Genomic DNA, 1,032 nt, shown 5'->3' with positions numbered 1-1,032 from the left:
GAGCTGGTGCTCGCCGATATGCCGAAGGACGGCGAATCTTTAGAGGAATATTCGAAGCGTTGGGTTCCGGTAATTCGCCACAGCGAAAATGTTCGCCTCGAAGGGTTCACGCTCTCTGCGACCCACCTGGTGGTGACCGCCCGCGCGGATACGACCACCCGCCTGTTCCTTGCCCCACGGGAACAGCTGCCCGTGCAATGGCGCCGCAAGAAGCCCGCAGGCATCACGTTCATGGAGCCTGCCGGGTTCGATGAAGAACTGTACACCGCTGGCGTGCTGCGTGCCGAGAACTATTCCCCGGTTATCCGCATCGCCTATACCTCATTCCTAACTCCACGCCGCGTATACGATTACTTCCCCATGTCGCAGACCCTGCTTCTGCGCCGCGAGACCCCGGTGCTTGGCGGTTATCAGCGTGAGGATTATCGTGCCTACCGTGACTGGGCACCCGCCGCCGATGGAACCCTCATCCCCATCTCGGTGATTCACCGTGCCGATCTTGACCTGACGCAGCCGCATCCGGTGCTTCAGTACGCTTACGGCTCCTATGAAATTTCGATGGACCCCATGTTCTCCATCCCCACGCTGTCGATTTTGGACCGCGGAGTGGTGTACGTGATTGCGCATATTCGCGGTGGCGGCGAGATGGGGCGCACCTGGTACCTCAACGGCAAGAAGCTGCACAAGAAGAACTCATTCACTGATTTTGTGGATGTCACCGATTACCTGGCGACCAAGCCGTGGGCGGATCCTGCGCGTATCGCCTGCTACGGTGGTTCCGCGGGCGGACTGCTCATGGGTGCCGTGCTGAACCTGGCTCCTGAGAAATATGCGGTCTCAATTGCCCAGGTTCCCTTCGTGGATGCGCTCACCACCATCCTTGACCCTGACCTGCCGCTTTCTGCTTTGGAATGGGAAGAATGGGGCAACCCCATTGAAGATAAGGAAGTGTACGAGTACATGAAGTCTTACACTCCCTACGAGAACATTCGCCCCGTGTGCTACCCCGCCATCGCGGCGGTAACCAGCCTG

General features: G+C 58.9%; 1 protein-coding gene. It reads left to right on the top strand.

All coding sequences use genetic code 11. The annotated features are described in order from the left end of the window. The coding region (locus tag Q4P78_RS09425; RefSeq protein ID WP_303340108.1) for a prolyl oligopeptidase family serine peptidase at positions 1 to 1,032 on the top strand (1,032 nt) is incomplete at both ends.

It is taken from the genome of Rothia sp. (in: high G+C Gram-positive bacteria) (assembly GCF_030540545.1).
GTDB lineage: Bacteria > Actinomycetota > Actinomycetes > Actinomycetales > Micrococcaceae > Rothia.
The sequence above is the reverse complement of the archived record's forward strand: the minus strand, read 5'-3'. Positions and strand labels throughout refer to the sequence as shown.